The organism is Paenibacillus sp. J22P169, from assembly GCF_059691995.1.
Window position 1 is genome coordinate 69,989 of record NZ_JCAUAO010000012.1, and the last position, 26,665, is coordinate 96,653.

General features: G+C 48.8%; 22 protein-coding genes. 14 read left to right on the plus strand and 8 right to left on the minus strand.

Annotated elements, in window-relative coordinates:
- The first annotated feature begins 120 nt into the window (after nt 1-120).
- The 4 genes from AC58QG_RS32070 (at nt 121) to AC58QG_RS32085 (ending at nt 5,017) form a co-directional block, all read left to right on the plus strand.
- Nucleotides 121-612, plus strand: a complete 492-nt coding sequence (locus tag AC58QG_RS32070; protein WP_497366080.1) for a CcdC protein domain-containing protein — start codon at nt 121-123, stop codon at nt 610-612.
- A 121-nt stretch (nt 613-733) separates the two neighbouring features.
- A complete protein-coding gene (locus AC58QG_RS32075) occupies nt 734-1,705 on the plus strand; it encodes an ornithine cyclodeaminase family protein (protein WP_497366081.1) in 972 nt (323 codons plus the stop codon).
- 12 nt (nt 1,706-1,717) lie between these two features.
- Nucleotides 1,718-2,878 carry a dipeptidase gene (locus AC58QG_RS32080; RefSeq protein WP_497366082.1) on the plus strand — a complete coding sequence of 387 codons (1,161 nt, stop codon included), beginning with the start codon at nt 1,718-1,720 and terminating at the stop codon, nt 2,876-2,878.
- Between the two features lie 12 nt (nt 2,879-2,890).
- Entirely contained in the window at nt 2,891-5,017 is a 2,127-nt protein-coding gene (locus AC58QG_RS32085; RefSeq protein ID WP_497366083.1) for a CocE/NonD family hydrolase, read from the plus strand.
- A gap of 91 nt (nt 5,018-5,108) precedes the next feature.
- Here the strand turns inward: AC58QG_RS32085 and AC58QG_RS32090 are convergent, their stop codons facing one another.
- Entirely contained in the window at nt 5,109-5,783 is a 675-nt protein-coding gene (locus AC58QG_RS32090) for a transmembrane-type terpene cyclase (RefSeq protein WP_497366084.1), read from the minus strand.
- A 761-nt stretch (nt 5,784-6,544) separates the two neighbouring features.
- On the opposite strand from AC58QG_RS32090, the gene AC58QG_RS32095 reads away from it, so the two are divergent.
- From AC58QG_RS32095 to AC58QG_RS32115, 5 genes are all read left to right on the plus strand, one after another.
- Nucleotides 6,545-8,233 carry a HAMP domain-containing methyl-accepting chemotaxis protein gene (locus tag AC58QG_RS32095; RefSeq protein WP_497366085.1) on the plus strand — a complete coding sequence of 563 codons (1,689 nt, stop codon included), beginning with the start codon at nt 6,545-6,547 and terminating at the stop codon, nt 8,231-8,233.
- Between the two features lie 223 nt (nt 8,234-8,456).
- Complete coding sequence (locus tag AC58QG_RS32100; RefSeq protein ID WP_497366086.1) at nt 8,457-9,221, plus strand: GTP pyrophosphokinase; 765 nt, start codon at nt 8,457-8,459, stop codon at nt 9,219-9,221.
- Between the two features lie 79 nt (nt 9,222-9,300).
- A complete protein-coding gene (locus tag AC58QG_RS32105) occupies nt 9,301-9,525 on the plus strand; it encodes a hypothetical protein (RefSeq protein ID WP_068661631.1) in 225 nt (74 codons plus the stop codon).
- Between the two features lie 4 nt (nt 9,526-9,529).
- Nucleotides 9,530-9,964 (plus strand): DUF6526 family protein, encoded by a 435-nt coding sequence (locus AC58QG_RS32110; RefSeq protein ID WP_497366087.1) that lies wholly within the window; start codon nt 9,530-9,532, stop codon nt 9,962-9,964.
- A gap of 155 nt (nt 9,965-10,119) precedes the next feature.
- A complete protein-coding gene (locus AC58QG_RS32115) occupies nt 10,120-13,794 on the plus strand; it encodes an Npt1/Npt2 family nucleotide transporter (RefSeq protein WP_497366088.1) in 3,675 nt (1,224 codons plus the stop codon).
- A gap of 552 nt (nt 13,795-14,346) precedes the next feature.
- On the opposite strand, the gene AC58QG_RS32120 is transcribed toward AC58QG_RS32115, so the two are convergent.
- The 5 genes from AC58QG_RS32120 to AC58QG_RS32140 all read right to left on the minus strand — a co-directional run bounded on the left by AC58QG_RS32120 (nt 14,347) and on the right by AC58QG_RS32140 (nt 18,673).
- A complete protein-coding gene (locus AC58QG_RS32120) occupies nt 14,347-15,342 on the minus strand; it encodes a FecCD family ABC transporter permease (RefSeq protein ID WP_497366089.1) in 996 nt (331 codons plus the stop codon).
- Nucleotides 15,339-16,361, minus strand: coding sequence for a FecCD family ABC transporter permease (locus AC58QG_RS32125; protein ID WP_497366090.1), 1,023 nt, complete (start codon nt 16,359-16,361; stop codon nt 15,339-15,341). The genes AC58QG_RS32120 and AC58QG_RS32125 overlap by 4 nt, the downstream gene beginning before the upstream one ends.
- A gap of 4 nt (nt 16,362-16,365) precedes the next feature.
- Entirely contained in the window at nt 16,366-17,340 is a 975-nt protein-coding gene (locus AC58QG_RS32130) for an ABC transporter substrate-binding protein (protein WP_497366091.1), read from the minus strand.
- A gap of 103 nt (nt 17,341-17,443) precedes the next feature.
- Entirely contained in the window at nt 17,444-18,232 is a 789-nt protein-coding gene (locus AC58QG_RS32135) for a helix-turn-helix transcriptional regulator (RefSeq protein ID WP_497366092.1), read from the minus strand.
- A 147-nt stretch (nt 18,233-18,379) separates the two neighbouring features.
- Nucleotides 18,380-18,673, minus strand: a complete 294-nt coding sequence (locus AC58QG_RS32140) for a hypothetical protein (RefSeq protein WP_310501662.1) — start codon at nt 18,671-18,673, stop codon at nt 18,380-18,382.
- 233 nt (nt 18,674-18,906) lie between these two features.
- Here AC58QG_RS32140 and pdaA point away from each other — a divergent pair, with 233 nt between their 5' ends.
- The gene (gene pdaA, locus AC58QG_RS32145; RefSeq protein ID WP_497366178.1) at nt 18,907-19,656 is read left to right on the plus strand and encodes a delta-lactam-biosynthetic de-N-acetylase; all 750 of its coding nucleotides are present in this window, start codon (nt 18,907-18,909) and stop codon (nt 19,654-19,656) included.
- A 480-nt stretch (nt 19,657-20,136) separates the two neighbouring features.
- On the opposite strand, the gene AC58QG_RS32150 is transcribed toward pdaA, so the two are convergent.
- A complete protein-coding gene (locus AC58QG_RS32150; RefSeq protein ID WP_497366093.1) occupies nt 20,137-21,048 on the minus strand; it encodes a peptidyl-prolyl cis-trans isomerase in 912 nt (303 codons plus the stop codon).
- A gap of 268 nt (nt 21,049-21,316) precedes the next feature.
- Here AC58QG_RS32150 and trxB point away from each other — a divergent pair, with 268 nt between their 5' ends.
- The 3 genes from trxB (at nt 21,317) to tpx (ending at nt 23,204) form a co-directional block, all read left to right on the plus strand.
- Nucleotides 21,317-22,294, plus strand: a complete 978-nt coding sequence (gene trxB / locus AC58QG_RS32155) for a thioredoxin-disulfide reductase (protein WP_497366094.1) — start codon at nt 21,317-21,319, stop codon at nt 22,292-22,294.
- The gene (gene trxA, locus AC58QG_RS32160; protein WP_497366095.1) at nt 22,284-22,595 is read left to right on the plus strand and encodes a thioredoxin; all 312 of its coding nucleotides are present in this window, start codon (nt 22,284-22,286) and stop codon (nt 22,593-22,595) included. The genes trxB and trxA overlap by 11 nt, the downstream gene beginning before the upstream one ends.
- A gap of 78 nt (nt 22,596-22,673) precedes the next feature.
- Nucleotides 22,674-23,204: a thiol peroxidase gene (gene tpx / locus AC58QG_RS32165; RefSeq protein WP_497366096.1), complete on the plus strand. Its 531-nt coding sequence runs from the start codon at nt 22,674-22,676 to the stop codon at nt 23,202-23,204.
- Nucleotides 23,205-23,323: 119 nt separating this feature from the next.
- Here the strand turns inward: tpx and AC58QG_RS32170 are convergent, their stop codons facing one another.
- Nucleotides 23,324-25,678, minus strand: coding sequence for a UvrD-helicase domain-containing protein (locus AC58QG_RS32170; protein WP_497366097.1), 2,355 nt, complete (start codon nt 25,676-25,678; stop codon nt 23,324-23,326).
- Nucleotides 25,679-25,766: 88 nt separating this feature from the next.
- Between AC58QG_RS32170 and AC58QG_RS32175 the strand changes: the two genes are divergently transcribed.
- On the plus strand, nt 25,767-26,621 hold the full coding sequence (locus AC58QG_RS32175; RefSeq protein ID WP_497366098.1) for a YihY/virulence factor BrkB family protein: 855 nt from the start codon (nt 25,767-25,769) through the stop codon (nt 26,619-26,621).
- The last annotated feature ends 44 nt before the right edge of the window (nt 26,622-26,665 follow it).

Below are 26,665 nucleotides of genomic sequence, written 5' to 3' on the forward strand. Positions count from 1 at the left end.
AGGCACCCTATGGGGTGCTTTTTTTCGTCCAAATGCGTTGTCGGTCTCAAGACCGAGGTAAATTCTTACGAGTAACCGTATAATTTTCATACAACTAGTCTTTGAAAGGGGCACTATGATATGAATGCTGAAACACTCATCGGTTATGGCATCGGTGCTGTCGTTATCATTTTAATTATTTGGCTAAGAACCAGGGGAAAAGCGAAGCCGATTCGGAATAAAGGAAGAGGTATGCTGATTCCAGTTTTCCTGCTTCTCATTGTGTTCGGGCTTAGTATTAGCTCGCTGACCCATATTCCGGATCATCCGTTTCATCTTCCTGCCCTATGGGAGTTGCTATGTGCAGGCGTGCTCGGCGTAGCGTTAGGCAGTATTATGCTGTACCATACCGGGTATGAGAAACGGGAAGACGGTTTCGTCTATTCGAAGCCGAACCCCAACTTCAAATATGTGATCGTTGCCGTCATTGCGGTCCGCTTGATTTTATCGCAGTATTTTAAAGGCCTGGATTCCTCAGAATTTGCTGTGTTAACGATGGTTATGGCGTATTTATACATTTGCGTGTGGCGGATTGGCAGCTTTCTCAAGTACCGTAAGGTGAGCGCTAGCTAAAATAAGAAGTGTTTAGGAGCACCCCAGGGGTGCTCTTTTTTCATATCGCAAGGTTCCCCCACGGACACGGACTTTGCTATAATAAAAAGAACTACATATAAGCAGGTGATGTCCCATACTAGTGATCAAGTCAACAGAAGTGCAAGAACTGCTTGCAATGCCAGCTTGTATCGAAATCATGGAAGCGGTCCTCGCCGATTTGGTGAATGGACAAGCTGTACAAGCGTTACGATCCGTTGTTCCTTTGCAAGGCGGCAATGTGATGGGACTGATGCCGACGTATTTGAAACGGGATGAGAAGGTTGGTGCCAAGGTGATTACCGTTTTTCCTAGTAATCATGGCAATGGCTTCCCTTCGCATCAAGGCTTTGTTTCACTGTTCAATTCTACCAACGGTCAATTGGAGGCGATTGTCGATGGCACCCGAATCACTGCCATCCGCACCGCAGCGGTCAGCGCAGCAGCAACGAAGTTGCTGGCTAAGCCCGAGGCCGCGACCCTTGCCGTGATCGGCACGGGCGAGCAAGCGCGGTCGCATATCGAGGCGATGCTGCTCGTGCGCCCGATCATGAAGATCAAGGTATGGGGGCCGAACCCGGCCCATGCCGAGAAGTTGAAAGCCGAGACGGCAAGCCGCTATCCGGCTGTCCTCGTCGAGGCCGCTGAATCCGCACAGGCGGCTGTCGCCGACGCGGATATTATCTGCACGGTGACGGCGTCAACGACACCGATCGTGCAGGGCGCGTGGATCAAGGAAGGCGCGCATGTGAATGCCGTCGGTGCGTGCCGAGCGAAAGACCGCGAGCTCGATACCGAGCTGGTGCGCCGTGCGGAGCTGTTCGTGGACCGTACAGAATCCGCTGTGAACGAAGCGGGTGATTACCTGATCCCTCTGCAGGAGGGAGCGATTGGGGAGGGCCACATTTTAGCTGAAATTGGTGAGCTGTTGGTGGGCGCCAAAGAGGGAAGACGCGCAGGCTCCGCCATTACATTGTTCAAATCATTAGGGCTTGCTTGCGAGGACCTGGCAGCGGCCACTTATATTTACAAGGAAGCGATTCGCACGCACAAAGGAACCCACATTGACTTCTAGGAGTGAGCATCGGTGAATTCGACAGAAGGACTATATCCATTCAACCTTACACGAGAGCAAGAGGAACGCGCACGGGAGCTGCATGAGAGCTCGATTATTATTGATCTTTTGTTCCAGGGACCGCTGTCTCCTAAGGCGATTCCAGAGGCTATTTCGGAGAGCATTCGGGAGGCATGTGAGCACTACAAGGAGGATTCGTGGACATACAGCGCGATGCCAAGCAAAATCATTCACGACATGGCGGCTCGCGGAAAGATCTCCGAGTTTAAGGAGGAGTGGTACCGTTCCGGCATCACGGCGGGGAATCGTCAGCTGGATGTATCTAGTGTGGACAAGATCCTCATCAGCATGGGCGACATTCAGCGTCAATTTGATGCGAACGATTGGCTTGTGAAAGCTGTGACGGCGGAACAGATTCGTGCAGCGAAGGCTAGCGGCCTGAAGGCGGGGATCGTAACGGCACAGGAAACGGACGGTCTTGGCAAAAATCTGGAGCTGCTCGAGGCGATGTACAATTTTGGGCTGAGAGTACTGCAGCTTACCTATAACAATCAGAATTATATTGCTTCCGGTTGTGCGGAAGAGGCGAACGGCGGCGTGAGCAAGTTTGGTATGCGTTTCATTGCTAAAATGAATGAACTAGGCATCATCGTCGACACGAGCCATTGCGGCAAACAAACGACGCTGGACGCGTGCAGGCTTTCGACAGCGCCAGTTATTGCTTCGCACACGGGTGTTGAGGCGATTTATAATCATATGCGCTGCAAAAGCGATGAAGAATTTCAAGCCATTGCCGCTACGGGCGGCGTAATTGGCGTGTTCGCGATGCCGTGGTTCGTCCACGGGGATCCGAATGATACGACGATTGAGCATGTGCTCGATCATATGGATTATCTTGTCCGATTGGTCGGCGTGGACCATGTCGGGATTGGCACAGACTGGCCGATGAGCGATGTGGCGTGGTCGTTGGTGTATTTTAAAGAGCATATTGCGCCTCGCATTGGGTTTGCCAAAGGGGATGGACCCTCTACGGAAACGGTGAAGGGGCTTGAGAAATATAGCTATTTTATTAATTTTACCCGTGGTTTAGTGGCAAGAGGTTACTCCGATGAGGATGTTCGCAAAATGATGGGCGGTAACTGGCTGCGCGTGTTTGAAGCGGTGTGTGGATAGGAGATGGCTGAGATGACGAGAGAGCGATGGACGAGCAGTTATAAGCTGTATGCAGCGGGCGTGTATGAGGGAACGATTCGATTTGCGGAGAGCGCGATTATGCATGCCAAGGTGGATCCACGTCGGCGGACGCAGATGCAGGAGAATGTGCTGGCTGAGCAAGCGGGCTTTATTCTTCCTTTGCAGAAAATTAAGGCGAATCAATCGCATTATGCTGGTGCGGAGTGGCAGGGCGACTCCGTTATTTTGGGGAACGGTGAGCTGTATCTGAAGCATATCCAGTATACCGCAGAGGTAGAGGGTAGAATGGTGACCTCGCAAGTATGGGCTTTGCGTAAGGATACTGCGCTCGATATCGTGACGGTGGATGGTTGTATTGTCGCTTTCGTGGCACCTAACCGGTATGGGATGGAAATGCTGGTCGTGGATGGATATGAAGCGGTGACACCGCTTGTGGAGTATGCGGATCCTTTATTGTCTGCTGCGAAGTATGGTGTGGATGATCTCGGAACGGACCTGATCCCGATGCGGGATGGCGTTCGTTTGGCAACGGATGTGTATTTGCCGGAGGGCGTTGCGCCAGGAACGAAGCTGCCAACGATTCTAATCCGCACGTGCTATGACCGCAATATGCGGAAGACGTTCTTTAAAAGATGGGCGAACAAAGGCTATGCCGTCGTCAATCAGGATGTTCGCGGGCGCGCCGATTCCGAAGGGGAGCTCGTGCCCTTCTTCTATGAGCGTGACGATAGCTCGGATACGATCGACTGGATCGTCGCGCAGGACTGGTCCGACGGGAACGTTGGCATGTGGGGCGCGTCGTATTTGGGGTATGTGGTTACCGCTGCTGCGACTAGCGGGCACCCGAACTTGAAAGCCGTCGTGAACGAAGTGAACGTCGGTTCGCCGTTCGTGGATACGGTGCGCAAGGGCGGCACCGTGTGTTCGTGGCCATTGCTGTGCTGGACGCTGGCGCAGTCGGTGGGGACGCGGACGGATTTTGATATTTTCGGTGGTCGGACGGTCAGCCCAGAGAAAGCCGTTGATGCTAGGCCGATTAGCGAGATTCCGCAGCAGATGATTGGGAAGGCTTCGGGTCCATGGGATCTCTGGAGCGAGCATCCCGACTATGATGATTTCTGGCGCAATTGCACGTATAGCGAGCGCGGAGAGCATGTGAAGGCGCCGATGTTTGTGATCTCTGGTTGGTATGACGGCGATAGCGCGGGCGTGTCGGAGACATGGCGGATGCTCACCAAGCATGATGTGCCGAACCGCAAAATCTGGCTCGGTCCATGGGAACACGGCCCGAATCGCGCACGCGATCTACTAGACACCAGCTTCGGCAACGATGCCGTTGTGTATAACTATGATGTGAACGTGCTGCGCTGGTTCGACCGCTTTTTGAAGGGCATCGCCAATGGCATCGAGCAGGAGCCGCGCGCTAGTTATTATGTGGTCGGCACCAACGAGTGGCGGACCTCAGATGATTGGACGCCGAGCGAGGCGAAGGCGACGAAGTGGTATTTGGGCAGTGACGGACGAGCTAACTCCAGCCTTGGCGATGGCGCGTTGACACTGAAGAGCGGCGCGCACGGGGCTAGTGAGTCGGATTCGTACGTGTACAATCCGGAGGAGCCCGTGGCGGACAGCGGCGAGCGTGAGCCGGAGAACATGCGGAAGCATGAGCTGCGCAGCGACATCCTCGTGTACACGAGTGAGATGTTGGCGGAGGCAGTGACCGTGGCGGGCGAGCTGTCTTGTGAGCTCTACGCGTCGAGCAGCGGCGTGGACACGGATTGGGTTGTGACCTTAAGCGACGTGGACCCGAAGGGGAACTCCATCAAGCTGTCCAACTACATCGTGCGCGCGAAGTACCGGAACGGCTTGGACGCGCCGGAGCTGCTCACGCCAGGGCAGGTCGAGAAGTACACGATATTTATACAAAATATCGCACATACCTTCCCGGTCGGGCATCGCTTACGATTTACTGTGACTTCGTCCAGTAAGATGATTGCGTTCCCGAACACGAACACCGGCTTGAATCCGTATGCGGATCCGCAGCCGATTGTGGTGACGCAGAAGCTTTATCACTCGGAGGCGTATCCGAGCCATGTGAAGCTGCCGATTTTGGCGTAGGAATAGAAAAAGACACCCTGTTGGGGTGTCTTTTTCTATTCTATATGGAATGGATCGTGAACGGAAATTGAGCTGGTGTTCCATCTGCAACTCAATTTCCGTTCTGGTTTCCTCCAGAAATTCGATTCAGTAAACTGGGAACCCGCCGAGCAACCAACACCGCCCGTTGAACGATACAAATATAAACGATATCCGCAATGGTCACTAACACGCACATGATCGTAAGTAGAAAAGAGTCCGGATACAGCGAGTAGCAGAGCACAGATGCGCACAAGGTGCCGATCATTTTATAGTAGGCGATGTAGATAGTCTGGCCTTTGAGGCCTTGTTTGAAAGGCAGCTGAATAAACAGGATCGACATCATCAAATTGATGCCAAAGGCCGTGTATTTCCCCTCTTGATCATGAAACTCAACCACCATCCCGACGTGGAGCAGCAGAGAAATGACCAGTAAAGAGAAAATGGCAGGCAGGAGCAGGCGTGGCGGAAACTCACGTTTGGAAAAGTAGACACCTTGGAACAGAATGACACAGTCGAGCAGAAACCAGACCAGCGAAATGATCATCTGCAGTGGGTGAAACGGCATCACGAACGCGAAAAGAAACTCCCACGTAATATTAGCGCAAATAGCTGGCAGCGGCATGCCGCAGGCGCGATCCTTGAAACCTTGGATAATGATGAGGATATAGGTGACTGTCCAGAAAATGGCTAGTCCATATTGCAGGAAGAGCTCCATTTGATTAGACAGCAAGTGTTGCATTGCCATAGTGGGAAAGCACATCCTTTCGAGGGTGTCTCTTTCCATTTCTATGTACAACCTTTGGAAAAAAGAAGGGGCTGGTGGTCTTCTATTTTGGACAAGAGGAGAGGGTGAAGGAGTATGTGTCTAAAGGGGTTGGTGGGCTAGAAGGTTGGGAGCGCGAACGAAACGTTGGGATTTGGCTGAATGTGAAGGTAGCTGAGTGCTAGGTGGGTTGGTGTTGGGAGCCCGAACGAAACGTTTGGATTTGGCTGAATGTGTTGGCTGCTGGGTGTTTGGTAGGTTGATGTTGTGCAATAGATGGAAAAAGTACATCTAATTTCCGGCAATACAGCAGAAAGTTTCAAATAACTGGAAAATAGGTAGTTAATTTCTGCAGTAATCAGCCGATTGAGGTGGAATGCTCAAATTTAACTGTAGGAAATCCAGTTGTTTGCACAAATTGGGTAGTTTCTAAGAAATTAGCTGTAGTTTTTACAGTTAATCGCTACTGCGGCCACCCCGCAAAGTTTCCATACGCAATCACCAACCGAGCCACCCGAAAGGTTCTCCTACTGGTTTCCCCTACATATGGCACCTTTGTGTCCATCCGAGCAATGTATTAAGAATATTAACACCTGGTTAATATTTTCTATTGAATTCTCCTCATAATTTTCCGATATGGTTAACTGGGATCGAAAGTTGCTCTCATAAAATGAATTTTTCGGAGGATATGCATGAAATTGGCAGGGAATGTAGTCGGATGGTTTAGAAACACGAGATTGAAAATGAATTTGAGACAAAAGCTAATCGGTTCCTTTACAGTGGTACTGCTGTTTATGGCGATTTTGGGTCTTACCGATATGGTAAGAATGAAGAATATGAAGCAGGATATTACGGACATTGCTCAGCACTGGATGATGGGTACACAGTTGATTCAGGAGTTTAGTTATTTGACGGAACATTTTGCAAAGGATCTATCTGGTGTGCATAGCCCGAAGGATGCAGCGATGAAGTTGGAGTTAACACGGGACATAGAAGCGACAATGATCAAAGGTGACAAAACGCTTGAAAGCTACAAAGGCACCCTCACCGGCGGCGAAGACACGAAAAATTTCAACATGATTCTGGATCGTTGGGGCACGCTAAAAAGCGATTACCTCAAGTACACCAAAGCACCAGACAAGCAAGAGCTGGACCGTTTATATGAGGAACTAACCCAGAGCTACAATAGTGTACAAACGATAAGTCGGATGATGGTTACCTACAACCAGCAAGGCGCGAATGAAAGCGTGGAGGAGAATGCCGCGTTGTATCGTGGCAGCATTGTTAGTGCGATTATCCTGCTGATCGGCGCAGTGTTGTTATCCATTGCAATTAGTTGGATCATGATTCGCAACATTACGAGACCTGTTATTGCAGCTTCCAAGGTACTGGATCGCATGGCGGAAGGAGATCTCACCGTCTCCGAGCTTCGCTTCAGCAACCAAGATGAGATTGGCGTCCTTGTTACAGCTGTGAATGGCATGACGCGTCAGATGCGTGAGGTCATGAGCCGTATGCAGGAATCCTCCAGCGCGGTAGCGTCGTCTTCGGAACAGTTATTTGCCAGCTCGGAGCAAAATAGTGAAGCCTCCCAGCATGTCGCTGTGGATATTCAAACGATTGCCGCGGAAGCGGAGGCACAGCGCATGAACGCGCAGGAGTGTGCGCGTGCGATGGACGAGATTGCGGTTGGCGTGCAGCGCATTGCTGAGACGACGTCGGACGTGTCCTATCTGTCGATCAATGCATCAGAACAGGCACGCAACGGACAAGCTGATGTTCACCATGTAACGATGAGCATGAACGCTTTAAGCAGCGCTGTTACGCAGGCGAATCTAACGATTCACCAGTTGGCTGAGCACTCGCAGAACATCGGAAAAGTCTCGCAAATGATCGGCGAGATCGCAACCCAGACGAACCTGCTCGCCTTGAATGCGGCGATTGAAGCGGCGCGTGCTGGTGAAGCGGGCAAAGGCTTCGCGGTTGTTGCGGAAGAGGTACGCAAGCTAGCTACGCAAACCGGGGAGTCGGTTGGTGCGATCAGAGGCGTGGTTACGAACATTCAGAAGGATACACAAGAGGCGGTCAAAGCTATGGATGCGGGGCTCGCGGAGGTAAACCAAGGGCTTCAGTCCGTCGAGCGCACGGAGCAAAGCTTCCAAGCGATTGTTCGCTCTGCCGAAGAAGTGGCGTCCAAAATTCAAGAGACAGCAGCGGCTGCACAGCAAATGGCCGCAAGCTCGCAGCAAGTCTCCGCAACGGTCACCAACATGGAGCATGTAGCGAAGATCACCTCGGAGTTATCGCAGAATGTGGCTGGGGCGACCGAAGAACAGCTGGCTTCCTCGCAGGAAGTAACGTCATCTTCTCAGATGCTCGCAAGCATAGCCCAAGACTTACAAGATGTGATCAATACGTACAAAATGCACTAATATACATACAACGGACACTTAAGACACCCTCGTGGTGTCTTTTCTGCTCGCAAGATTTGCTTCGGTCGATCTCTGTGATTTAAACTAGCAAGGAATGGCAAAATAAACGGATCTGCCGTCCTCTGAGGACGAGTGCGTTTATGGAGAAATATAGCTGACTTATTAGGTGGAACCTATACATTCTATATTTTAAAATAACCATGACTAAAGGATGGAATTTCGTATGAATATGATCACGAATCAGTTTTCAATGAATGATTTGAAGAAGTTCAAGCACGACATCACACGCTTCATGATGACCTATAAGTTTGCGCTGGATGAAATGGAGACGAGAATTGACATCCTCGTTCAAGAATTCGAGATGCTGCATGAATATAACCCGATTGAACACACGAAGTCTCGGTTGAAATCGCCGGAAAGTATTTTTCAAAAGCTGATGAGAAAAGGCGGAGAGCTCTCTTTCGAAGGCATTAAAGGCAGCGTGAAGGACATTGCCGGCTTGCGAATTACATGCTCGTTCGTGTCCGATATTTATGTCATCTCCAAGATGCTGAGAAATCAGAACGACCTTCATATTTTGAGTGAAAAGGATTATATCAAAAACCCGAAGCCCAATGGGTACCAAAGCTTGCATTTGCTGATTGAAGTCCCTGTACATATGTCGGACCGCGAAGAGCGTGTCTGTATGGAAGTTCAAATTCGTACGATTGCTATGGACTGTTGGGCGAGTTTGGAGCATAAGATATTTTATAAATTTAGTGAAGGCAACCAAGCTGTACCTGCCCGTCTCCTAGAGGAGTTAAAGCAAGCAGCGGCCTCCGCGGCGGCACTTGATTCACAGATGGAACGGCTGCATGCCGAGATCAGCGTGATTAAGGAAGAGCAGGCGGATATTGCCGAGGATGCCTTGAATCAAATTATGATAAGTAATCAGCAATTTGCGTTGCCGAAAGCGCTGCTAGCCCTCATGAGCGAAGAGGAGTCCTAGGTGGCAGATGAAGGTAATTGGGTGAAACAGGTGTTTTCGTGCTATAATAGAAGGATCGGATTGAGAAGGGTGCGAAAACATGCAATCATTTGAAGACTGGAATCAAAAGGTGAAGACAACCTTCAACGCGACTAGCAATGAAGCGGTACTCACGGTAATGGAAGCTGGAAAAATCTTAGGTCTGTCGAAAGATCAGATGAAGCAATATGTAGACAAGAACAATTTGACGAAAGTGCCAATCATGCGAAGTGTGCACCGTTACCTTTTATTAGAGAGTGAGATTACTGAGATTGTGGGGAAATAAGTAGATGAAGGTTCAAAATTATGTCAATCATCGACGTATGCATCCGTTGTTTCACTATGTATTTTCATTGTTAGCCCTAGGCTTAGTGGTTCTATCCATTATGGAGCTAGTTAGCGCTATACAGGCTGACGATCAGGTGCTGCCAGCGGTCATGTTTGTCCTCATTGCTGTCATTGTGGTTGTGGTTTTTCTGTTGATTCGTTCCTATCCAATAAAGGCTCAAGATCGAGCGATTCGAGCAGAAGAGAACCTTCGGCACTTCGTACTGACACAGAAGCTGCTGGATAAGAAGTTGACGATGGGTCAAATTACAGCTTTACGTTTTGCATCGGATGAAGAGTTTCCTGCACTTTGTAAGAAGGCGGCAGCGGAGCGTATGGCTCCAGATGCGATTAAGAAAGCGATTCGCAGCTGGAGAGGCGACAATTTTAGAATTTAATACAATGTCTACTAGAGGAAGACACATCTGCGGATGATGTCTTTTTTTGTGCTTTTATAGGTGATTTTGTAGAAAAAATAGTTATTTTTTCCTAGGACTTCTGGTACAATTTTAGGAAAGGGTCTTGATGGTATGAATTTAGAATGAGGTGTCCTGTGAGCAGCAGTATTAGTAAAACGTATCAATCCTTTATAGATAAAATCACAGAGGATAAGAAGGAATATAGGAAGGTATTTCTGTTATTTGCCTATTTATTCTTTGTAGTGTCCGCTTCAACGATCGGCCGAACAGCGGCGGATACCCTCTTCCTGAGTCGATTCGATAATTCGTATTTGTCCTTGATGTATTTGCCGCAGGCACTCGTCATGATTACGGCAGGGATTGTGTTCCAACGATTTTCTCCTAAGGTACGCTTAGAAACACTCCTCAAGCTGATGATTCCATTGATCTCAACTTTCGTTCTGATCTCTAGGTTCGGTGTAGGGATGGAGCTGCGATGGGTGTTTCCCGTCATTTATATCGGCTATGATGTGTTCAATTTTCTGATGATCGTCTGCTTCTGGCAGTTCGCTACTTCAGTGATGGACCAACGGAAAGCGAAGCAGATGATCGGACTCGTGGGCAGCGGGGGCATCATGGGCGGGATTTTAAGCGGCTTCGGTCTCAAAATCCTTGTTCCGTTAATAGGAACGGCGAATTTAATTTATGTGTATGCGGGTCTGCAATTACTCGGTCTTGCTGTGGTGTTTGTCATCTTGCGTATGACCAAAGACAGCGGTGATTCGAAGCCAGCCCAGGCACGTAAACCCACAGCCAAGTCATCATCCGTCCAACAAAAAGGTGGCCTTTTCGCAAGTGTGCCGCATCTCAAATATGTCGCAATTTTGGCTGCTGCACTCGTTGTTTCGCTAACTTTAATCGATTATCAATTCAAAGTCATTCTGCGTGGCACCTTGCAAAACGAAGCATTAGCCGGCTTCATGGGAAGCTTTTACGGCTTCTCTGGGTTGATTGCCCTCTGTGTGCAATTGTTCGTATCAGGGCGCGTGATTACGCGATTCGGTGTGATGACGGCGTTGTTGATTTTCCCGATTGCGCTCTTCGCAGGGAGTCTTGGAATTCTTGTATTGCCGATCCTTGCTATGGCGGTTGTTGTCAAAGGAAGCGATAAAGTCGTCGGAGACACGATTTACTCCTCGGTCAGCCAATTAGTGATGTTTCCCGTACCTCCGGAATGGCGGAATAAAGCGAAGGGCTTCCTGGACGGCATTGTGCGTAATGGTGCCAAGGGACTCGCGGCCATTTGCCTCCTTCTCGTTACCCGATTCGTAGCACCAGAGAAGCTGAGTTATATCGTGCTAGTTTTGCTTGTTGTGGGGATTTTTGCGGGCATCAAAGTAAAGAAAGCCTACTTAACAACGCTATTATCTAATCTCAAAACAGGCGGCGACGACTTGCAAAAGGTCGAGCTTAACCTCATGGATTCCGTTACTCGGCAAATCTTGATCGATGCACTGAATGGCACAGACAAGCAGCAAGCTCTGTATGCTTTCGGTCTTTTAAAAGAAACAAGCTCCTTTGATCTAACACCGCATCTGGATGGCTTGCTGCATCACCCTATACCTGAAATGCGCTTAGAGGCTTTGGCATACGTGGAGTTGAAGGTGCCAGAAGGCTTCGAACCCGTCCTACAGACCCTAATAACATCAGGGCATGGGCAAGTCAGAGGCAAAGCGATTATCGCCCTCTCGGCCTATGCGCAAGAAGACTATGTGGATGAGATTTCGGCGCATTTAGAAGACCCCTCTGTCGAGGTTCAAGCTGCCACCATTGCCGGCTTAGTCAAATACTACAGTATTGAAGGCATGTTCCGCGCGGTAGGAAAGCTAAAAGCCATGATGGAGAGTGGACACGAAGAGGAACGTATCGCCATGGCGGCGTTATTCGGACAAATCCGTGTGAAGAACTTCTACAAGCCGCTCATTTCGCTTTTGCAGGATAATAGTCCGCAAGTTCGAATTCGTGCTTTGGAGTCAGCAGCAATCCTGCATGTTCCTCCGTTACTTGTGCCGATTATTGGTATGCTAAAAGATAGTAAAACCCGGCGCTACGCGATTGACGCACTTGCCGCATATGACGAAGATGATGTCTTGCCACAGTTAGCCCCGTATTTGGAGCAGCAGGAAATAAGCTTGTATTTACCTGCGGTGTTTGAGCGAATTGCTACTCAGCGAGCGATGGACATGTTATTTGCTTGTTATGAGAAAGCGCCTTATGCTTTGCGCGATCGCATTTTAGAGTCTTTACAACGCATGAGTAAGCAATTGCCTCAGCCTGATAGCCGGAAAGTGGAAGCTTACATTTTCCAAGAATTGCAGCTCTACGCACAGTTTGCAGAGCATGGTGCAAGCGTGATCGGTGTAGAAGAATATACAGAAATCGAGAAGATTATTGGCGAGATTCGTACAGCTATTTCTCGGCGTGTCTTTTTATTGCTAGCGCTTTTACATGATGGGCAAACCATGCAAGCGGTGTATCTGGACTGGTCGGAAGGGGATTCACGTCAACAGGCCAACGCTGAAGAGGTTATTGATCAGACGCTTCAAGGCGCTTTGCGGACGGAAATGGCCAAGTTCATGGCAGGCTCTAGGAAGATGACGAAAGTATCCGCCAGCAAGGTAGAGCTTACTCTGCATTTGAGCTGGTTAGCGGAGCAAGGAGACGAATGGCTGACACAAACGATTCAGTATCATACACTTCGGAAGTCTGATTCGTCTGCGAACGTCGGGCTCGCGGATCTGATGCATCGTGTGCAGCTGCTCCGTCGTGTATCACTATTTCAGGGTCTTACGAGTAGAGACTTATCTGTTATCGCCAAACGACTGCACAAAATGGTCGTTGAACAAGGGAATACCATTATCAAAGAGGGAGATCCCGGAGATTCTCTTATGCTGGTAGATGAAGGCAGAGCTGGCGTATATCGTAACCAACAGCTCCTTGGAGAGCTGAATCTAGGTGATTGCTTCGGTGAAATGGCGATTCTGACGAACAGTGCGCGTACAGCCACAATCAGAGCGGAAGCCAATATGGTGCTATGGCGTCTAGACTCGTCTGTGTTCTACGATATGATGTTTGATCAGACAAGCATCGCTGTTGAAATGATGAAGCTGCTTTCACGCAGATTGCGCTCCGAGCTGGAGCGTGGCCAAGGGAAAGCTGCGGTGGCGCAGCGAGTGGAAGAAGAAGCGGGAGGGCAAGAGCAGGTACAAGAGCAAGTGGAAGGTCAAGTGGGAGGTCAAGAGCGCGGTCGAGCGGAAGATAGGCAGGGTGAAGCGGCACGCTCGGAGCTTGTACTTGCACAGGCTGAGGCGGCTGCAGCAGCGATGAAGCAGCCTGCAGATGTGAAGGAACTGACGAGGGATGAAATCATTTTACGCCGGATCCTGGTCTTGCAAAAGATCGACCTATTTGCCCATCTGGGCCCGAATGACTTCATATGGTTAGCTCAAATGGTCGAGGAAGTTGCCTACGAACCTGGCGAAGCAATCTGTCGCGCCGGAGACTTCGGAGATACCATGTATGGGATCATCGAGGGAAGCATTCGCGTCCACCGTGGAAGCGAAGAGTTCGCGCTACTGAGAGAAGGGGCCTTCTTTGGGGAGATGGCCATCATCGACAGCGGCCCGCGCTCGGCGGATTGCACCGCGAAGGAATCAACCGTACTGCTCCAGCTGCATCGTGATCTTGTGCTGAGCTTCTGCTTCCAGAACATCGATGTGCTGCGCAGCATGATGCGCGTTATTGCGGATCGCCTGCGAGGCATGATCTAGTACTTCGACATTCACATAACAACACCTATTGCCACTATCCCCTTCGCTCAGGACAGCAGCTTAGGGTAGCAAGAGTAGATCCATATCCTGAGCCAATGGGATAGTGCCCATAATATTGGACTTTTAGAGTACCTTCATCCCCTTTGCCCCCTGGACTTAGCAACTAACTGGATTTAATCCATCTATTTCGGCCCTTTTTCACGTTTTCGATGGATTAAATGTATTTCCTACAGTTAATTTTCAAGGTTTAACCTGAATCTGTACAATACCAACAAATTAGCTGCAGGTTTTCCACTTATTCCTGCAAATCCATTGGATTTGCGAGGATTAACTGTAGTTTATACAGCTAATGCCTATGGCAAGCTGCAAAAACAAAAAGCCCTGTTTGCCAGACATAACTTGTCTGTCAAACAGGGCTTTTGTCGCCTGAGACCAGGCGTACTAGCTTATGTATCCGCACTATAGAGATCTTCAACATTAGCTAGTTTGAAACAGTTCGAGTTATATAAGGCGGTAAGGGTCAAAGGTAGCAATAGGAGTTAGTTATGCAAGTTACCGTCGCCGCCGCTCCCGCCGCAGCAAATAAATAAAGTACGGCGTCCCGATGACCGCCGTCATAATCCCCACGGGGACCTCCCGTGGGAGAATAATGACGCGGCCTACTAAGTCGCCGAGAAGCATCAGATCCGCGCCGATCAGGGCGGCGAGCGGGATCAACCACTGATGCCGGCCGCCGACGAGGCTCCGTGCAATATGGGGCGCGATCAGCCCGATGAAGCCGATCGCCCCAACAGCCGACACGGAGATGCCGGCTAGTGCTACAGCGAGCAGCAGCAGCCAGAAGCGCTGCCTAGCAATGTGCACACCGAGTGAGGCGGTCATCTCTTCGCCAAGCTGAAACACATTCAGCTTGGCGAATTTCGCCCATACGATGGGCAACAGCACGGCTATCCATGGCAGCAGGCTGTACACGTTGTTCCAGCTACGGTTCCATAGGCTGCCTGAAAGCCAAAGCAGCGCTGCATTGATGTCACTGGGATGACGGACAATCAAATACTGGATGCCAGCCTGAAAAATCGTCCCAATCGCAATGCCAACCAATGCGAGATGAGAGGGACGTAGGGTTAAACGGCGACTTAACAAGAGCAGCAAGAGGAAGGCAGCGAATGCTCCCACGAAAGCAGCAACAGGTAAGTAGTAGCTAGGCAGTTTAGGGAACAAGAAAATGACCCCCGCGGCCATAAAGCCAGCCCCTTTGGTAATCCCGATAACGTCGGGGCTCGCCAATGGGTTTCGAATGACACTTTGGAGAATAACGCCGCCAACGGCAAGTCCAAAACCTGCAAGAATAGCAACCAGAATACGAGGCAAGCGCAGTTGATGCACGATAAAATGCGAAGGATGCTTCACATCCGTCAGAGCTGCCCATACGTCGCGATAAGGAATACGAACTGCGCCAACATGCGCATAGATGATGGCTAAGACGATCATCAGCACGAAAGCAATCATCAACGAAATAATAGGGATCCGCAATGCTTTCAAAGTCATCCTCTTGCCCTCCCTTGCTTTAACGCCAAGTAAATGAAGAAGGGAGCGCCGATGACGGAAGTTACGATGCCAACAGGTGACTCGAACGGAAAGGCAATAAATCTGCTAAGGAAATCAGCATACAGCAGCAGAATGCCACCTAGTAAAGCCGTCAATGGTCCGAGCACGACCAAATTGGTACCCACCAGGGCACGCGCAATATGCGGCACGATGAGACAGATGAAGCCAATTGGACCGCACAAGGCTACTGCGGAGCCAGCGAGTACAATCACGAGCAGCACACTGATGCCGCGTACGAACGTGATGCGTTGGCCAAGTCCCGTCGCAATCTCATCGTCGACAAGCAGCAGTTTAAACGAAGGCAGCATAAACCCAAACAAAAGCATTCCGCCAATGAAAAAAGGAAGAATCACACGCACTTCGGTCCAAGCGGCTTGACTCAGAGAGCCTACCAGCCAGAAAATCATACTGTCTGTTGCATGCTGATTGAGAATAATGACCCCTTCCGTCAACGAGGACATGAGGAAGTGGATCGTGATGCCGGCGAGCGCGATATAAACGTATTGTTTGCTTCCCATTCCAGCGAGCGACCAGACCAGCAGAGCACCTAGGGCAGCGCCCACAAAGGCAAAAGCAATCAAACCCATGTTGCCGAAATGCGGAAGGAACACAAGTCCAACTACAACTGCCAACGAAGCTCCCGCATTGATACCGAAAATGTGAGGGGAAGCCAGCGGGTTTTTGGTCGTGAGCTGAGTGAGCAGTCCTGCCAACCCAAGCTGCATCCCGACGATGCAAGCCATGATGGCGCGCGGCAAGCGCAGCGTTTGGATATACAGATGAGCCTTGTCACTGCCTTGATAGGTCACAGCTTCGTACAAAGTGTGCCATGACACGGGGGATTGTCCCCATTTTAAACTGGAAATAATCCCAATTAGAATCGCTATTAGACTCGCAGAAAATAGGAAGAGCAGAGGCCATTTACGGCTCTGCTTCTCAAGGTTCATGGGTTGGTTCATAGAACTATTGCCCCAAATTCTTCACGATATCGTCGAGGATTTTCTCAGACCCAATCATACCACGGGATAAGGACCAGTCGCGTCTCTCAACAGTGAATACTTTTTTATTAGCTACAGCATCAATTTTCTGCCAGAGCGGGTTCTTTTCCCATTCTTGCACGATCGTTACTTTCTCTGTTGGCATCACGAATAGGACTTTTGGATTCGCCTCAACCAACTGTTCCAGAGTAATCTGTGGATAAGCCGTTGCATTTTTAACAGGATCCGTGTAGCCAAGCATAGAGAGAAAGGAGCCGCTATAGGCGTGATCCGAGTGTGCGAAGAAGCCTTTTGGATTCACAACCGCAGGGAGAACACTAAGGTTCGATGCAGCTAGCTTCTTTTTCATCGCTTCAACTTTGGTTTGGTGCTCAGCAAGGCGCTTCTTGCCTTCTTCAACTTTACCAACGGCTTGTGCAATAATGCCTACGTTCTTAAGCATTTGATTGTAATCCGCTTGGAAGTCATCCAGAACAAGTACTGGTGCAATACCTTTGAGCTGTGGGATCGCAGCTTTATGTTTATTAATATCAACGATAATTAGATCTGGTTTAAGGGAAGAAATAAGTTCAATGTTGGGCTCATAGCGTGAGCCGACGGATGTGTAAGTTTTCAACAAAGCTTTTACGGAGTCCATCAAAAGGTCTTGGGAGCTATCGTCCGCAACACCGATTGGCTGTACGCCAAGAGAAACAAGGATGTCTGTGAAGCCGAATTCCATGGCTACGATACGTTCAGGCTTTTTAGGCAATTCAACCGTGCCGACCGCATCTTGGACAGTTATCTTGCTGTCCACTTTGGCAGCTGGCGTAGTACTAGCAGCTGCTGGTGTCGTTGTTGCAGCTGATTGGGTATTCGTCGTTTTGCCACAAGCGGCGAGGCTTAGTGCAAAAACGCTGATCAGTGCGATAAGGCTAATACGAGTAAAAAGGGATTTCATTTCAGCATTCCTCCGTGACAATGATTATTATTCTCAATGAGTATAATACCGAATAATGGTTGCATAGAACATGTCCAATATGCATATTGGACATGTCTTATTATTAGATTTTAGGGTATGTGGTGACATATTGAGAAGGTGTATAACCGGTCTTTTTCTTGAAAACCTTGCTGAAATGGAAGTAATCGATGAATCCAACGCGGCTTGCGATCTCTTTGGCCAGCAGATCTGTCTGCAGAAACATGATCTTGGCTTTCTCAATACGCAACGCATACAAATAGCTCATAAGTGTCTTTCCAGTCATCTTTTTAAATAAAACCGTGAAATACCCCACGCTCATTCCCGCACGTCGTGCCAACATAGGCAAGGTAAGCTCAAGCATATAATGCTCGTTGATATAGGAGATCGTACCTTCGATCGACTCCGTAGCTGACTTTTTCTCTTGAGTCAAATCGGATTCATGCAGATAGATAAATAGGATGCGCTCCAGCATCATTCTCATTCTCATCTTATGTGTCGCGTCATCTTGGGCGGTCAGGGAATTAAGCTCCTGCGTTCTTCGGATAATTTCATCGAGCATATAGTGAATTTTGATTTCGCTTAAGGTTGTTAGATGCCCTTGCAAGGTCCATTCATGCTCATCTGGCAGCATCGTATAGGTAATGATGACGTAGTCGACGATTTTGGTTTTGGGTACTTGTATGATGTAGTCACCTTGATCAGGATGACAGGCATAAGCTTGCGAACAAATAATAGGCTCATGCCCAGACCAATGCAAGGTAAGATGGCCTTGACGGACAATTATCAGTTGATATTTTCTAGGTGAGCTATCTACGACTAAGCCGGAAGAAGCCACCTGGATATGATCAATTAGTGGAACAAGCGGAATCATTTGATGGAAATTCACAGCGATGCAGTCCTTTCGTATGTGCTTACACAAATAATCTAATTGAACATGCTCTCCTAGATAGTGACACAAAAGCAGGACGGCAACAAGCCTTCGCTGACAAAAAAAGCACCCCATCGGGGTGCCGCGCGATCACATCGCATATACACTTTTACTGATGATTTCTGGTAATTCAGCACGCTGGGCTAGATATTGCTCAGGTGTGATGCTGCCATTGAACAGTCGCAACTGGAGCTGCTCCGTTAGCTCCGCTAATTGGAGTTCAATGACCTTCTGTACATCAACCTGGTTAGCTTTCGCGATATCGGCTAACGAAAATCCGTTAACCTGTGCTTGATAAATATCTTCCTCTGACGATAGCTTCAGGACATGCAGTAAATCTTCTTTGATTGGTTTAGTATCACGTCTACGAATCGAAATCTCCACCCCTACAGATCATGTACTCTATTGTATTCAGATGAAAGCCAAGTGGAATGGGAGGATATCACAGAATTCGGAGGAGGCCAAATATTATGTTGGGATTCACCCTTGTGTTTGACACATAATCTCCTGCCGTGGTGTGGCATATTAGTAACAGTCCCAGTTGGCTGTAACTCTCCACAATTCACCACACAAGGCAAGGAGTGAATGACATCCACGTGAAAATCTTGCGAATTCTCATGCTATCCCTGGCTCTATTGGTTGGGCAAGTGACCATGGTCTCAGCGGATGGAACCTATCATTTTGGTTTCAAAAAGAGTGTAAATGGTAAGCCTCCATCGATCGATGAAGAGGGCTTCAAGGGTCTCTTGAAGCAGCATGGGGCTGTGTTTACAGGCGATCAGTCACAAAAGGAATTGTACTTAACCTTCGATAACGGGTATGAACAAGGCTACACAGGTCGAATTCTGGACGTGCTGAAAGAGAAGCAAGTGCCGGCCATATTTTTCGTAACGGGCCACTATATTCGGACGGAACCGGAGCTGTTGAAGCGCATGGCATCCGAGGGGCATCTGATCGGCAACCATTCGTGGAGCCATCCTGATATGAGTCAAATTCCGGCGGAGCGCATTCAGAAAGAGCTCAATCAAGTGAAAGATGAGGTCGCCGCGGTTACGGGGCAAAAGGAGATGCACTATCTGCGCGCTCCGCGGGGCATATTCAATGACCGCTCGCTGGCTGTCAGCCAGGGGCTTAACTACACGAATGTATTCTGGTCCGTTGCGTATCGCGACTGGGAACCCAAGCAACAGAAGGGCTGGGAGTATGCCTACAAAAACGTAATGGCCCAGCTGCATCCAGGTGCTGTCATCCTACTGCATTCCGTATCTAGTGATAATACGGAAGCGCTTGGTAAAATTATTGATGCTGCCCGAGCGCAGGGCTACCAGTTCAAGAGCTTGGACGAGATGAAGCTTCGCACGCCATAGATAGGAAAATCCCCCTTAGCTGTTGTAGCTAAGGGGGATTTTTGGTGTTGTTTAGAAGGGCAGGGGGATCGAATGTCGCACTGGAGGACTCTTGGGTCTCACTGGACGCCCCCACAGTCTCACCACTTGTTTGCCAGTCTCGCTTGGCGCTGGCCCATCTGACCCGCCCGCTTGCCAGTCTCGCCTGACTTTGGACCACCCCACGCCGCTCCGCTTACCGATTAACTGGATTTTATGCAGCTATTTTCTTGAATTTCCCTTAAATTTTCCAAATAGATGGATTTCCTGTAGCTAAATGGCACCATTTTCTCAGGAAAGTACAATTTGCGTGAAAATAGCTGGATGTTTTCCATCTAAATCATAATTCGAGTGGAATAGGCTCAATTTAACTACCTATTTTACAGTTATTTCAGTCGAACTGTATCCGTTACATCGGACGCTCGGCCGTTTCAGTTCACATCCGTCGTACTAAAGCCAGAACTAGGTTGTCTTAGTCAAGTCGGCAAGATTATTTTCAATCTTCGCTTCTGATTTTTTCTGTTCCAACCAAGTCTGGGAAAGTGTTGAGATCTTTTGATCAACTAAGCTTTGCTTAATCGTAGCGGTTTTGTCCGCTAGGGTAGGTGTTGAAGCAGCTTTATGATCTGTTACCTTAATAACATCGTACCCTGTAGCTGTTTGTACAGCCGAGCTTAAGCCACCCGTTTCCAAAGCAAATGCCGCCGCTTCAAAAGCGGGATCTCCCTGTCCTGCTGAGATATAGCCTAGATCGCCGCCTTTATCCTTCGTAGCTGTATCCGTGGAGCTTTCCTTCGCAATGGCCGCGAAATCCCCACCGCTTTTCAACTTTGCAAGAATAGCTTCAGCCTCAGCTTCCGTCGCTACAGAAATATGGGAAGCTTTCACTTGTGCAGGTACTTTTAATGATTCTAAATTTTCATCATAATATTTCTTGATTTCATCGTCAGTGATCGTGACTTGCGGCTCCAAAAGCTTTTTCAGCATCACTTGGGATTGCATGTTTTTCTTCAAATCGTCAATTGTCATACCATAGTTGGCAAGTGCCTGATTAAATTCATCCTCGGAGCCATACGTTGCTTTAATTGTTTGAAGCTCATTCGTAACATCGGCATCCGTGATCTGGATTCCCGCTTTCTTACTCTCTTGGTTGATAAGCTCTTCCGTGATCATGGAGTCTAGTGTTTGCGCTCCGCCGCTTGCTACCAATGCGTTATAGAGCTTGGTCGTGCTTATTTCGACTCCGTTGACCTTGGCAACGGCTTTCTCATCGTTAGTTTTAGAAACCGGCGGAAATACGGATACATAAGCGATCAAACCAACTAAAAGGACTGATGACGTCCATACCCATTTGCGATTATTTTTTGAATTCATGTATATTCTTCCTCTCGTGATGTGGCTGTTGTGTCGTTGTTGTTCTGTAACCCATTATGCCTGTCCAAGCTGAAGAAAGTATGAGTGTAAGCTGAAGATCAGCTTAATACATATTTGGTACACTAAATTAAATTGTACGCAATTTAATTGTTGACAAAACGAAGTTGAATTGATATGCTTTGTTCATAAAGTTTGTTGCAAATTTAATTGTGTAAAATATAAAAGAAGACATCCTGCAGAACCGGTAGTAAAAAAAGGAGGAATTCCTATGCATCATAAAGCGATTATTATCGGAACAGGACCTGCGGGACTAACCGCAGCCATCTATCTAGCAAGAGCGAACATCTCGCCGCTTGTTATAGAGGGGATACAGCCTGGCGGTCAGCTGACCACAACAACAGAGGTCGACAACTTCCCAGGTTTTCCAGATGGGATCACAGGACCTGAGTTAATGGACAACATGCGGAAACAAGCGCTTCGCTTCGGGGCTACGATTCAGTCGGGTCGCGTAACGGAGGTGGATTTCTCCAAACGTCCATTTACCTTATTTCTCGAGGACGGGGGACAATTGACCGCAGATTCGCTGATTATTTCAACTGGTGCAACAGCGAAGAAATTGGGGATACCCGGTGAATCCGACAATATTGGCAAAGGGGTAAGTACCTGCGCAACATGTGACGGATTTTTCTTCCGAAACAAAAAAATCATCGTCATCGGCGGCGGTGACACTGCAATGGAAGAAGCACAATTCTTGACGAGGTTCGCGTCTGAAGTACGTGTGGTTCATCGTAGAGACGATCTCAAAGCTTCGAAAATCATGCAGGATCACGCACGCGGCAATAGCAAAGTAGCTTGGAGCTTGAATCGTACACCACTTGAAGTGGTTGCGGGACCGCTAGGCGTAACTGGATTGAAAGTGCACAACAACGCAACAGGTGAAGAAGAGCTGCTGGAGGCGGACGGTATTTTCTTAGCAATCGGGCATACCCCGAACACGGGTTTCTTAGGCGGGCAGCTGCCAACGGATGAGCTGGGTTACTTACAGGTGATTCCAGGCACGTCACAAACAGCGATTCCGGGCGTGTTCGCTTGTGGGGATGTACAAGATCGCATCTACCGCCAAGCCATTACATCAGCGGGCAGCGGATGTATGGCCGCACTCGATGCCGAACGCTTTATTTCGGAACAGCAAGTTGAAACAGAACAAGAACATGTATTACAAGGAGGAATTAGCTATGTCCGTTAATCATATTTCAGATGCTACTTTTCAAAATGAAACTGGGACTGGTACCGTACTCGTCGATTTCTGGGCGCCATGGTGCGGCCCTTGTAAAATGATCGCTCCGATCCTAGATGAACTCTCAGCCGAACTTGGTGACACCGCGAAAATTGTTAAAATCAACGTTGATGATAACCCAGAGTCTGCAGCGAAGTATAACGTCATGAGCATCCCGACCTTACTTGTTTTCAAAGATGGGCAAGTGGTGGATCAGCTGGTTGGGGTGCAGAGCAAAGAGAAATTGAAGGCTGTTATTGCTGGGGTTTAAGCCAATCCGAAAAATAACCCGGCGTTAAAGACTTAGCAAAAACAAAACCATTCACATCTACCTTAGGAGGATTCTGATATGACACAGACAAATCTACCAGAACGCACAGGCATCGCTACACTTGGAGGAAATCCAATTACTTTACTGGGTCCGGAAATTAAAGTAGGGGATAAAGCTCCTGATTTTAAAGTAAATAAGGATCTGATGACGGAAGTGAGCTTAGCGGATTATGCTGGCAAAGTGAAGCTAATTTCCGTAGTGCCGTCCGTCGATACGGGGACATGTGATGCTCAAACTCGCCGCTTCAATGTGGAAGCTGACAAGCTTGGTGATGACGTCGTCATCTTGACGATTTCGGTGGATCTACCTTTTGCTCAAAGCCGTTTCTGCGGCGCTGCGGGTATTGATAAAGTCGTCACGCTGTCTGACTACAAAAATCGTTCATTCGGCCAAGCATATGGCGTGCTTATCAAAGAAATTCAGTTAGATCAGCGTGCGATCTTCATCGTGGATGCGAATGATACGGTTCGTTATGTGGAGTATTTGACGGAGATGAGTGAACACCCGAATTACGATGCTGCGCTAAGTGCCTTGCGTGAGTTAGTGTAAGAAGAAGTATAGGCGTTAGTTGTAAAATGTCGAGATGAAAGAAAGAGCAGCGATCCTTTGCGGATGGCTGCTCTTTGTCATATATATGGCGCATCGTTGAAGGGGACGTAGCGCACGAGTTACCGCCGCGCCAGCGCGATCTCGCGGCTGCCCTTGACCATGCCCGCACCGCAGAGCGGGCACGCCTTCGCCGCGAGTCGTGCCTCCTGCGGCGAAGAAATCCGCGACCAGGCTTTGCAGCCGGCCGCGCCGCACAACCACGCCGCGACCCGCTCGGTCGCGGTCGCAGCACTACCCCCAGCCACGGCTCCGCCGGTGGCTGACCGCTTTCCGGCCGCAGCTCCGCCAGCGGCCGGGCCAAACCCGCCAGCCGGCTTGCTGCGGCTGGTGACAACCCCTGCGTCCGCGCCAGGGAACGCGGACAGTAAGAACCGGGAAGGCTCCGCCTTCTTCCCGCGATAAAACGCCGGCGAGCTGATCAGCAGCTCGCCTTTCGCCCGTGTCACGGCGACATAAGCCAGTCGCCGTTCTTCCTCGAGCGCGGCGGTTCCCTTGTCGCGCCCCGTAACACCCACCATTTTGACATCGTCCAAATGGCTAGCATCCAGTGCCGAGCTATGCGGCATATTGCCCTCAATTGCACAGAGCAGGTACACGATCGGGAACTCTAAGCCCTTCGATTTGTGAATCGTCATGAGCGAGATTTTATCCGCAAATTGTTCTTTGCTCTGCACGCGCATTTCCGTGCGTTTTTCCGCTACTTCATGGATAAAATAAAGGAATTGCTCCACCGTATTGAATCGCTTGGCAGAGGACTCCAGCTCGTCCAGCGTTTCTTTCAGCATCTCGCGATGTTGTGTGAGCTTGCTGCGCTTGTTGGTCTCGAGGAACGCATCGTAGAAATCCTTGCGAATCGCCTGAATCGCAGCGTGCGGCGTCATCTCCACGAGAGATTTGATTAGACGGATGCGGGCCTTCAGCTTGTCTTTCTGAAAATCCTTCAACTGGGGAAGCCCAAGCAGATGGATTAATGGCCACTTTTTCGCCTGAATCGCTTCTTGATCTTGAATAATACGCATGCCTTGGTCTCGTCCAATATATAATGAGGGGAGGACGCCTTCGATGGCTTCGAAATTCCTCCGCTCATGCGCAATCCGCAAATGGTCAATAATCGGCTTCACCATCCACTGCTCGTAGAACGAATCATTGGTGCCATAATCCACAAAAGGGAGGTTATGCAGAATGAGTTGCTCAATAATGGCCCGACTGTTGCTCGCTGTTCGATACAAAATCGCGAAATCTCCATACTGGCTGCCGCCCTCAGCGACTTTAAGCCGAATATCGCTAATTAACCAATCCGCCTCGTCATCACTGTTGGCTGGTTTCACATAATGTGGTTTTTGGGTACTTTCTTTGGTAGCTAGAAGCGTTTTCGATTTCCGCTGCACATTATGCTTAATAATGGCATTCCCCAAACCAACAATACTCGACGTTGACCGATAATTAATATCCAGCGTAACGTTTGTCGCGGAGGGGTACTGCTCATGGAATTGCAAAATAAATTCATTTCTCGCCCCATTGAACGAATAGATCGTCTGGTCATCGTCACCCACAACCATTAAATTCTGATGAGTTCTTGCAATCATTTTAATAATTTCATACTGAACTGTATTCGTATCTTGAAATTCATCGACGCTGATGTAGGTGAATTTCCGCTGCATGGAGCGCAAAATATCAGGACTGTGGAGGAGCAGTTGGTACGCTTTGATCAAAATATCATCGAAATCGATCTTCTGTTGCTCCATTTTCCATTGTTCATACTGCAAAAAAATCTTCTTTACTTCCTGTTCCTCTTCCGTGCCTTCCGGGAGATCTTCGACCTCGATGAGCTGCATCTTGTAGGAGGAAAGCAGCGAAATAAGCACCTCAGGCTGATAAGTATCCTGTAAGCCCATACTAAGCATGATTCGCTTAAAAACGATTTGCTGAAAGCGCCCATCACTCAGAATTTCCTGCTGAAGTCCGTTCATTCGGAGTAACCGCAGGCAAAAAGCATGAAACGTTCGCACTTGCATTACGTTAGCCATACTCGCATGAAGACCCGGCATCGTTGTAAGACGTTCCCGCATTTCTTCAGCAGCTTTTTTGGAAAACGTAATAAGAAGCAGATTCCCAGGCTGTACCTGATGGACACGGAGTAAGTAAGCGACGCGGCATACAAGCACCGTCGTTTTCCCAGAACCTGCGCCAGCTAAGGTGAGCAGGGGGCCTTTAAAATGTCGGACTGCCTTGATTTGAGCTTCATTTAGTAGGATACCGTGCTCCTCTAGATCGCGGAAAAAGTAGCTGTCTGCATCTGTATCGGGCACAAGCGTTGTGCTATTCGTAAGAAGTGCCATTTTCGCATGGGGCACGGAGTGCTCTGAAGTTGGTTTAAAGCCTAACGGCGTTGTATACATAGGAAAAGAGTTCATGTGACCACCTGTTTCGTTACATTGTTCTTGCAAGACTGAACTATCTATTTTATCACAATTATAGTCGTATGAAAGGAAAAACAGCCGTATGGTTAAATCTTACGCTAAATTGCTGTGGAAACAGTTTAACGAACACGATGCCACGGGTCTTGCCGCTGAGTGCGCGTACTACTTTCTGCTCTCCATATTTCCGCTGCTGCTGTTTGTAATAAGTTTACTAGGGTACTTACCTTTTTCATCTGACGATGTAATAGGTTTAATCCGTGAGTATATTCCAGGTGCTGTAGCGGGCTGGTTGGAGGAAACGCTTAGTAATTTGCTCGATGTCAAAAGAGGCGGAACCCTCTCCTTCGGATTAATCTTGGCCTTAGTGAGTGCCAGTGCAGCAATGAATGCGATCGTACGCTCCGTGAATAAAGCGTACGGACTGCCGGCACGTAAAAGCTTCATTCATTCTCGTTTCTTAGCTGTTATGCTTACTTTAGGCATGCTGGTGGTGATCGTATCGGCGCTGCTGCTCAGCGTATTTGGCCATAGGATTGGCGACTGGACTGCAGAGCATGTTCATATAGCGGCAGCACATATTGAGCTATGGAACCATCTGCGGTGGGTTATTAACTTTGTCATCATTTTCATCGTTTTCATCGGTATATACTACATCGCGCCCAACACCTGCTTGACGTGTAAAAGTGTACTCCCTGGCGCCTTGTTCGCTGCTATCGGTTGGCAAGGTACGTCGCTGGGATTCTCCTTCTATGTCAACAGCTTCACGAACTATAGCGCGACGTATGGCAGTATCGGCGGGGTCATCGTATTGATGACATGGTTTTACATCTCTGCGCTCATTATCATTATTGGCGGTGAAATTAATGCTTTACGGCATGTGAAGAATATCAACCTCTCCAATGCTGCCCTTGATACAACGAAAAAGAACCGCGTCTGAGATCTTCAGAATCGGTTCTTTTTTTTTGGACATGGTATGTCAGC

Bases quoted from the DNA above. Each gene is read 5' to 3' on its own strand.
- AC58QG_RS32105 (WP_068661631.1), top strand. From the start codon at position 9,301: ATGCAATCATTTGAAGACTGGAATCAAAAGGTGAAGACAACCTTCAAC.
- AC58QG_RS32125 (WP_497366090.1), bottom strand. From the start codon at position 16,361: ATGAACCAACCCATGAACCTTGAGAAGCAGAGCCGTAAATGGCCTCTG.
- AC58QG_RS32130 (WP_497366091.1), bottom strand. From the start codon at position 17,340: ATGAAATCCCTTTTTACTCGTATTAGCCTTATCGCACTGATCAGCGTT.
- AC58QG_RS32150 (WP_497366093.1), bottom strand. From the start codon at position 21,048: ATGAATTCAAAAAATAATCGCAAATGGGTATGGACGTCATCAGTCCTT.
- AC58QG_RS32170 (WP_497366097.1), bottom strand. From the start codon at position 25,678: ATGAACTCTTTTCCTATGTATACAACGCCGTTAGGCTTTAAACCAACT.
- AC58QG_RS32090 (WP_497366084.1), bottom strand. From the start codon at position 5,783: ATGGCAATGCAACACTTGCTGTCTAATCAAATGGAGCTCTTCCTGCAA.
- AC58QG_RS32100 (WP_497366086.1), top strand. From the start codon at position 8,457: ATGAATATGATCACGAATCAGTTTTCAATGAATGATTTGAAGAAGTTC.
- trxA (WP_497366095.1), top strand. From the start codon at position 22,284: ATGTCCGTTAATCATATTTCAGATGCTACTTTTCAAAATGAAACTGGG.
- trxB (WP_497366094.1), top strand. From the start codon at position 21,317: ATGCATCATAAAGCGATTATTATCGGAACAGGACCTGCGGGACTAACC.
- AC58QG_RS32095 (WP_497366085.1), top strand. From the start codon at position 6,545: ATGAATTTGAGACAAAAGCTAATCGGTTCCTTTACAGTGGTACTGCTG.
- tpx (WP_497366096.1), top strand. From the start codon at position 22,674: ATGACACAGACAAATCTACCAGAACGCACAGGCATCGCTACACTTGGA.
- AC58QG_RS32120 (WP_497366089.1), bottom strand. From the start codon at position 15,342: ATGACTTTGAAAGCATTGCGGATCCCTATTATTTCGTTGATGATTGCT.
- AC58QG_RS32135 (WP_497366092.1), bottom strand. From the start codon at position 18,232: ATGATTCCGCTTGTTCCACTAATTGATCATATCCAGGTGGCTTCTTCC.
- AC58QG_RS32085 (WP_497366083.1), top strand. From the start codon at position 2,891: ATGACGAGAGAGCGATGGACGAGCAGTTATAAGCTGTATGCAGCGGGC.
- AC58QG_RS32110 (WP_497366087.1), top strand. From the start codon at position 9,530: ATGAAGGTTCAAAATTATGTCAATCATCGACGTATGCATCCGTTGTTT.
- AC58QG_RS32175 (WP_497366098.1), top strand. From the start codon at position 25,767: ATGGTTAAATCTTACGCTAAATTGCTGTGGAAACAGTTTAACGAACAC.
- pdaA (WP_497366178.1), top strand. From the start codon at position 18,907: ATGCTATCCCTGGCTCTATTGGTTGGGCAAGTGACCATGGTCTCAGCG.
- AC58QG_RS32070 (WP_497366080.1), top strand. From the start codon at position 121: ATGAATGCTGAAACACTCATCGGTTATGGCATCGGTGCTGTCGTTATC.